Genomic DNA, 8,219 nt, shown 5'->3' on the forward strand with positions numbered 1-8,219 from the left:
ATTGATCACATCGCGCAAAGGCGCGCGAAAAGCGCCGGCCCCATGACAGCCTCATCTCACAATTAAGGGCAAAAATTGCCGCCAAACGCGTCCCGTCTCAGATTAAAGGGCAACGCGACAGGGGCCATCCACAAAAACAGCCGGGCTGCGCCCGACGGTTTTTCCGGCAGAGATTTGGCGGGCCAAATCTGGCCACCCTTGACCCTGCCCGTCAGCCCCGTCGGTGAGGGCCTGGGCGCGAGAGAAGGCGGTTCGGGTTCGGGTGGAGCGGGGGCAAAGCTGATGCCCCTCTTCGGCAGCGCCGCCTTACTCCGGGGCCTCACATCACCGGCTCCCCTAACCCCATTTCACCCGGATGTCTTCGGGCGCGGCGCCAGCGCAACGGGTGGGCTAGACTGGCGGCGTGGGCGCGCCGATTCCCTGAATTGTCGGAACATGCGATTTGCATTATATACACGTATTATATACAACGGACAAAATAGCGACGCTGGCAGGATATGGCCAATGTATACACATTTTGTCCGAGGGGTCTGAAGTGATGCGAGCCCGCAAGAACCTGACGCTCGAACAGCGCATCGAGATCGCGCGGCGGGCCCATGCGGGCGAGGCGCTGCGGGACCTCTCGGCCGAATACGGTGTCACCGTGCGGCACATCTCGCGGCTGGCGAAGGAGCATCGCGGCGAGGGCGTGGAGGTCCGCGATCCGTCGGAGATCGTGAGTTTCCGGGCGGCGCAATCCGAGCTTGAAGCCTTCGATGCGGAGTGGCGGACACGAGGCTTTTCCAATCGCAGCCAGGCCCTGAAAGCCGTCCTGCGGGCGCGCTGCGGCGTGCTGGATGTGACCGCGGATCGGCTCGACGGCTTCGTCGATGCCTGGCGTCAATCCCGGGTTCTGACCGATGCCGGGATGGCGCTCGCCAAGGAGGCGCGGCGGGGCCGGCTGGTGCTGACGGAGGCCGACCGGGTCCTGGTCTCCGAGCTGGTCGATCTGGCGCAGAGGATGACCCGTGAACTCGGCGCGATGAAAGATCACGCACAGGTCCAGCGCGGCACCGGGATGCCGGAAGTGGTGGACATGCAGGACCCCGAGAGGAGGGTGGCCAGTGGCTGATCCTCTCGCTCTCTACACCGCCGTGATGGGCCGGCTCTGGGAGGACGAGCGCATCCGGGGCAAGGCCCAGGGACGGATCGACGCGCGGCTGGCCGGGCGCCGGCAGGGCCGCAGCTACGCCCGGGTCGGGCGGCTCTCGTTCCGCAACATCGCCAAGGCGGCCTCCGGCCAGAGCCGGGCAGCGGTCTTCAAACGGATCCGGGCAGGGGGGTGCAAGACGAGAGGGAGTCTCGGCAACCAGCTCTCCTACATCAACGACAAGGCGGTCTTCACCTATTCCACCATGACCAACCCGCTCGACGAGCGGGCGGTGCTTTCGGAGGAGCAGAAAGACGACATCATCGAGGCCTGGGCGCAGACCTGGCGTGGCACCACCAAGCTCGGTTTCACCTCCCACATGCTGCTTTCCTTCCCGACCGATGTGAGCACTGAGAAGGTGCGCGACATCGCGCTCGACTGGGCGGAGCATTTCTTCGAAAGCGGGACCTATGGCGACCAGTGGGACTATGTGCTGGCCGTCCACGACGACCGGGCGCACCGGCACGCCCATATCGTCCTGAACAACCGTGGCCGCGAGAACGGCACCTGGTTCTCATGCTGGGCCGAGGGCGTGATGTCGCCCCAGCTCATGCGCGAGAAACAGGCCGAGATCGCCGAGATCTATGGCGTGATTTTGGATGCGACGACCCGGCTGGAGAGGGGCATCTTCGTCAAGGCCGCGGGTATCGAGGAAATCTACCGCGCCAAGGAAGAGGCCCGGCTACCGCGCGAGATCGCGATGACGCCGGAAGAATCCGCCATCGCCCAGGCCCAGGTCGTGGGCTTCGCCAAGGACTACGCCGCGCTCGCCGATCTGCTGGATCGCATGGACCAGCGCCATCTCGCGCGGGCCGTCCGGACCATGGCCAAGGGGCTCGGCACCAACGCGCCTTACAAGTTCACTGCAGGAGAGATCGACATGGACAATATCCGGACCGTCGGGGAGGCGATCGAGTATTCTGAACGCACCATCGAGGCGCTGCGTCTCAAGGCTGAGGAACTGGACGGTGAGGCCCGTGCCGGTTTCGAGGTGAAGGCCGCACCCATCATCCGCGACCTCTCGCAGATGGTGCCAGACCCCGATCTCAGGGCGCGGTTCGGGCGTGATCTGACCGAACCTTATCCGCCGGGGGCGGGCGATGCGCGTCTGATCGAGGCGCTGCAATCGGGCCGCGACGAGGCGCTGACCGACATCCTGTCAGAGGCAGAAGAGGCGGGGATCGACGGGGACGATCTCGTGGCGCGGATCGCTGCGGGCGGCACCACGAATTACGGTCTGGCGCAGGATTGGGTCGAACGCGACATGGGGGCCGTGCTGGCCAAGGACGGCCTCACCACCGAGACCGCCAATGATCGCGAGCTCGATGCCGCCCTCGAAAAGGTCGACGGCGTGATGGACCGGATCCTCGAGCGGGCGCGGGAAATGGGTGTGCCCGTGGGCAGGGGGCTCGATGCTGACGACGGGCAGGAACTGACGCTGATCGACGACCGCGATCGCGGCCCGAACCCCTATCTTCAGGACCTGGCCGAGATGCTGAAAGAGGGCCAGCTCAGCGAGCAGCAGGAGGAAGTGGTCGAGCGCACCCTGCAGGCGGAACTCTTCAAGGAGCTGGGCGAGGAGGGTCTCGCCGAGCTGCGCCGCGGCAACTACACGGTTCTGGAAGAGGCGCTGCCCGGCAAGCTCGACCAGATCGCCGTCACGCAGGAATTCCTCGAAATGGCGCATGAGGAGACCGGCGACCAGGTCTTTACCGACCGCGCGGCGGCGCTGCAGCAGGACAAGGCGACCGAGCTGGCCCGGCAGATGGAGGCCGAGCAAGCCCGCGCCCGCGAGCTCGGCCTCGACCGTGATGACGAGCTCGGTCTCTGAGCGGAGGTCCCCATATGAAACCCATTCCCCTCTGGGCGGCCGTTCCCTTCGGCCTGGTCTGCGGCGCTCTCCTCGGCTCCATCGTCGCCAGCTTCTATCTCACGCTCGCGCTCAAAACCGGGTTCAGCGACTTCGACATGTTCGCTGTCTGGCAGGCGAGCGCCGGGTTGCGTGCCGCGCATCCGGACGCGTTCAAGGTGGCCTTCGGGTCGGTCGGCTTCGGCGCCCTCGGGCTCGGCGTGTTAGCAGCGGCCTGGTCCTGGAAACGGCGGCAGGACGATTATGGCTCGGCCCATTGGCAGACGAAGGCGGAGCTTCGGAAAAACGGCATGCTGCAGAGCCCCGGCAAGGGCTTCGTCTGCGGCAAGCTCGGCAAGCCGAAATCGAAATCCGAGTTTATCTCTTCGACCGAGATCCCGCATGTGATGATGGTGGCGCCCACCCGGGCCGGTAAGGGGGTCGGTTTCGTGATCCCGAACCTTTTGTCCTTCGCGGGCTCGGTCGTGGTGCTCGACGTCAAGGGAGAGAACTTCGACAAGACCTCGCGGCTGCGGGCGGCCAATGGCGATGAAGTCTTCCGCTTCAGCCCGTTCGATTGGGCCAACAGCACCCATCGCTACAACCCGCTCGCGCGGATCGCCCGATACCCGAGCTTCGCGCAGCAGTTCACCGAGGTGTCGATCCTGGCCGATCTCTTCCTCGACAAGGACAACAAGACGCTGGACACCTTCTCGGAAGCCGGCAAGTCGATCTTCGTCGCCGCCTGCCTGCTCGCCATCCAGCGCGGCACACCCAACCTCGGCGCGGTGAACCAGATCGTCACCGGGGGTGATTACAAGAACGCCCAATACGGTGCCTATGCCGAGGAGGCGGAGGAACAGGTGGTCAAGGAGCTTTGGACCAACGCGGCGAGCGCGTCCTCGCGGCTCCTGACCTCGAACATCCAGGCGCTGATGACGGCCGGTCTCAAGCAATGGGACAACCCGGCGGTGCGCTCGGCGACGCTGGCGAGCGATTTCGACTTCGCGGCGTTCCGGCGCAAACCGCATTCGCTCTACATCGTCGTCTCGGAAGATCACATCGCCACGCTGGCACCGCTCCTGCGGCTCATGTTCGCCGATCTCATCGCCTGCCTGCGCCTGAAGGAACCGGGATCGGACGAGCCCTGGCCCGTCATGATGATGATCGACGAGTTCCAGCAGATGGGGGCCATGCCCTATCTCGAACGCGCGATCCATTCGCTGGCAAGCTATGGCGGGCGCGTGGCGATAATCGCGCAATCGCTGGCGGCACTGGACCGCATCTACGGCCCCGAGGGCCGCGAGAGCCTTGAGAACGGGGCGGGGCTGAAACTCTACATCACGCCGCGGGACCAACGGACCGTGCGGGAGGTCTCGGCGGCCGTCGGCAGCACGACCCGCGAGGCAGTCACCCGGATGTACGGGCGCAACAAGGGGTTCCTCGGCGCGACCTCGACCTCGGCGCGACTGGAAGAACGGCCGCTTCTCTCCGAAACAGAGGCCCGCCTGCTCGACCCCGACGAGGTCATCGTCCTTGCCTCGCCCCAGCACCCGATCAAGGCGCAACGGATCAAGTTCTATGACGATCCGGCCTTCAAGGAGATGGTTGCACGGCAGGAGGGCAGGGAGTTCCCCTATCCGCCGAGCGTGGAGGGTGCGGGTCCCTGGGTCGAAAGCGGCGATGCCCCCGATGATGCGGAAGAGCAGGAGCCCGCCGGCACGCAGAGATCGCGGCGGCGCCAGGCGCGGGTCATGCGGGCCACGCCGAAGAAACCCGGTGCCGACGATCTGCAGCCGGAAGAGCTGGATCGCGAGGATAGTGTGCCGCCTCAATGGGAAGAGATGCTTGACCGGCAGGAGAGTTTCATCGACGAATTGCTGGCGGAGTAGTGGCAAGGCCGATGCCGGACCGAGCCGCGGCGAAGGTCAGTGACGGGACCGTTCGATACTTTCCACTGGATGGGATGAACCACGCGGAATTCCGGGAAAGGACTTGGCAAGCGATTTCGCCAAAGCCGATCTTCGACAAGCATTGTCCAAAGCATCCCGAGTTTCGTGGCACCGTCATCGAACCAGGCATCGTCCTTTTCGGATGTAGTGTCACGGAGACCCGAACTGCGTTTCTAAGATGCCTGGTTCTGATGCTTCTGTTGTTCGCCCCTGTCTTCGAAGTCCAGCCAATACGAATCGCCTATCCGCCGCCCGACATTCATCGCCGCTGCACGTACACGTTGACCAAAGTGCTGGTTCAACTCGTCTGTCAGATCCTGCGCGGGTAGCGCGATGCCGATGCCGTAAATCTGACGGCTTGCCGGATCAATCACGGAAGCGGAAACCCCGGCCACATTTTTCACGAACTCTCCTTTGGACATGAACCAACCCTTTTCGCGCCCGCTCGCAAGCCGCGCCATCAGCTCTTCGTGCGTTCGCGGTGCGTGGCCATAGCGAACTTCAAACCGGGGGTCGACGATTTCCGCGACCTCGCGATCGGACAGTCGCGCCAGGATCGCACGTCCCATCGAGGTGGCAAAGGCAGGCGCTCGCGTGCCAACCGGGTTGTAGACCTGCAGCGCACCGGCGCTTCCTGCCCGCATCTGAACGACCAGAGTTTCAGATCCGTCCAGAACGTTGATGTAGCTTGGATATCCGGTCTCGGCGACCAGGGCGTCCAGCTCGGTTTCCAACAGCGAGGACGCGCTGCGAGACCCCCGGAAATAGTAGGATGCCTCCATCACCACTTCGCCGGGGCGGTAGGCCCGGGTAACCGGGTCGCGTTCCAGGAAACCGAATTCCGCCATCTTGCTGAGCGTGCGTGAGGCTGAACTCTTCGGCCATCCAAGTTCTGCGACAACATCGGTGACGGTGACGTCGCGCTGCAGGTGCGCCATCAGCCGAAGCACGTCCATGGCGTTTGCAAGTGTGCTCATCGCTTGAAGTCTCCTTTCCTTCTTATAGCGCCGCGGCTGTTGGCGACCAGCCCTTGCAAGGCGCTTGACTCCTGTGTCCTAATGTTCCATATTATGGAACCAAGATCAATATAATGCAACAATAGTCCATTCTGCCCCCGGGGAGGAAAAGTCGAATGAGCCATATCGATATCCAGTCCACGACAGGTAGGGCTGCGCAGCATCCGCGCGCGCTTGCGCCCGACAATCTTGTCCTGACGATCATCCTCAGCGTTCTTGGCGCGATCATTGGTATCCAGCTGCTGGCCAGCCTCGGCATCACTCCCAGCACATCGCTGATCGGGGCGCTGGCAGCGATGGCACTGGCGCGCATTCCCCTGAGTTTTTTCCGCGGCTTCCGGTCGATCCATGCTCAGAACCTCGCCCAGACCAGCATTTCGTCGGCAACCTTCGGAGCAGCCAATACGTTGTTCCTGCCTATCGGTATTCCGTTCCTTTTCGGCCTGCCGAACATGATACAGCCAATGCTGATCGGTGTGTCGCTGGCCCTGTTGCTGGATGCCTGGCTGCTCTATCGCATGTTCAACACGCCGGCCTTCCCAGCGAAGAGCCCCTGGCCACCGGGCGTGGCGGCGGCCGAGGCCATCAAGGCAGGTGACAAGGGCGGCAAACAGGCAAAGACCCTGCTCGCCGGTCTGGGATTCGGGGTTGCCGGCGCTTTCATGGGCCTGCCCATGTCGGCCTTTGGCGTGGCACTGATCGCGGGGCTGGCCTCGATGGTGGCCTTTGCGTCCGGGCTGCTGATCCGGGGTTATTCATTGCCCCTGTTCGATCTTGAAATATCGGCAATGTATATCCCGCACGGTATGATGATCGGAGCAGGCCTGGTCGCGCTGTGGCAGGTTGGCCGGGTGGTCATGAGTAGCCACGGAGAGGCCAAGGCCTCTAAGTCCGCTGAAGACGGACTCGACCAAGACGGCGCCGCCCGGTTGGGCCGGTCGTTGCGCATCGGTGGCATCGGTTATCTTCTGATCGCTCTGCTGCTTGCGTTTGGCACCGGGATCTACACCGGAATGTCCGTACCGTTGCTGATCGGCTTCCTGGTCTTTGCCGCCGTCGCCGCCTTCGTGCACGAACTGATCGTTGGGATTGCCGCCATGCATTCAGGCTGGTTCCCGGCTTTTGCCGTTGCCCTGATCACGCTGATCATCGGTATCCTCATTGGATTTCCGCCCGAGGCACTGGTCGTCCTCGCGGGTTTTTCCGCCGCGACGGGTCCGGCCTTCGCCGACATGGGATATGACCTCAAAACCGGATACATGCTGCGCGGTGACGGAGCCGACCCGGCGTTTGAACTCGAGGGGCGCAAACAGCAACTGATCGCGGGCATGATCGGATTTGCCTGTGCCATCGTTGTCGTCCTTCTGTCCTATCAAAGCTTCTTTGATCAGGGCATGACGGCGCCGATCAATGCCGCCTATGTCGCGGCAATCAACGCTGGCATGTCTCCGGACACAGCCGTCAACCTGCTGATCTGGGCCATCCCGGGGGCAATCCTGCAATTCCTCGGCGGCTCGGGCCGCCAGATTGGCATCCTGTTCGCTACCGGCCTGCTCATCAACTTCCCGCCGGCTGGTTGGATGGTCGCGACCGGAGTGCTCTGCCGCCTCGTCTATCTGCGCCTCGCCGGTGCGGACCGGCGCGACCAGATGGAAGTCTTTGCCGGCGGAGTCATCGCAGGCGATGCACTCTATTCCTTCTTCTCAAGCGGCTTTCGGGCCTTTGGCAAATAAACCAGCCTCACAATTCGGAGAAATCTGACATGAAACGCGAACTTACGGTAGATGACATCCAGGCCGCTGTCATGGGGGGTGCAATTCTGGGCGGAGGCGGTGGTGGCTTTGTCGACGATGGGCTACGGGAGGCGGAACTGGCCTTGCGTGTTGGCACCCCGCAATTGTGGAGTGTCGATGAGTTCGATGCACACGACCTTTCGGTCACGGTCGCATTGGTCGGCGCCCCGGCCGCCCCGCATCCCTTCCTGCAGCCGCGCCACCATCTGCGGACCTTGGAACTGGTGCAGCAGGAATTGCCGCAGGGGCAAAGACTCGTCGCGATCAACACAAACGAAAACGGAGCACAGACCACGGTGAACGGCTGGTTCCATTCCGCACTCAGCGGTCTGCCGGTGCTGGATCTCGCATGCAACGGGCGCGCTCACCCCTCCAGCCTCATGGGGTCGCTTGGTCTGCATCTCGAGGGAGAATATCGCT

General features: G+C 63.4%; 6 protein-coding genes. 5 read left to right on the forward strand and 1 reads right to left on the reverse strand.

Annotation, left to right across the window (positions count from 1 at the left end; all coding sequences use genetic code 11):
* Window positions 1-538 precede the first annotated feature (538 nt).
* From QO034_RS22650 to QO034_RS22660, 3 genes are read left to right on the forward strand one after another with little or no spacing between them, the layout of a single operon-like run.
* Window positions 539-1,111 (forward strand): ribbon-helix-helix domain-containing protein, encoded by a 573-nt coding sequence (locus QO034_RS22650; protein ID WP_284487778.1) that lies wholly within the window; start codon window positions 539-541, stop codon window positions 1,109-1,111.
* Complete coding sequence (locus QO034_RS22655) at window positions 1,104-3,020, forward strand: relaxase/mobilization nuclease domain-containing protein (protein ID WP_284487779.1); 1,917 nt, start codon at window positions 1,104-1,106, stop codon at window positions 3,018-3,020. The genes QO034_RS22650 and QO034_RS22655 overlap by 8 nt, the downstream gene beginning before the upstream one ends.
* A 14-nt stretch (window positions 3,021-3,034) precedes the next feature.
* On the forward strand, window positions 3,035-4,930 hold the full coding sequence (locus tag QO034_RS22660) for a type IV secretory system conjugative DNA transfer family protein (protein ID WP_284487780.1): 1,896 nt from the start codon (window positions 3,035-3,037) through the stop codon (window positions 4,928-4,930).
* A 233-nt stretch (window positions 4,931-5,163) separates the two neighbouring features.
* Here QO034_RS22660 and QO034_RS22665 read toward each other — a convergent pair whose 3' ends face one another.
* Complete coding sequence (locus QO034_RS22665) at window positions 5,164-5,967, reverse strand: IclR family transcriptional regulator (RefSeq protein ID WP_284487781.1); 804 nt, start codon at window positions 5,965-5,967, stop codon at window positions 5,164-5,166.
* A gap of 155 nt (window positions 5,968-6,122) precedes the next feature.
* Here QO034_RS22665 and QO034_RS22670 point away from each other — a divergent pair, with 155 nt between their 5' ends.
* Together QO034_RS22670 and QO034_RS22675 are read left to right on the forward strand one after the other, a co-directional pair.
* Complete coding sequence (locus QO034_RS22670) at window positions 6,123-7,739, forward strand: OPT/YSL family transporter (protein WP_284487782.1); 1,617 nt, start codon at window positions 6,123-6,125, stop codon at window positions 7,737-7,739.
* 29 nt (window positions 7,740-7,768) lie between these two features.
* A partial coding sequence (locus tag QO034_RS22675) for an S-methyl thiohydantoin desulfurase domain-containing protein (RefSeq protein ID WP_284487783.1) occupies window positions 7,769-8,219 on the forward strand: 451 nt, incomplete at its 3' end.

This window comes from Sedimentitalea xiamensis (genome assembly GCF_030164465.1).
Classification (GTDB): domain Bacteria; phylum Pseudomonadota; class Alphaproteobacteria; order Rhodobacterales; family Rhodobacteraceae; genus Sedimentitalea; species Sedimentitalea xiamensis.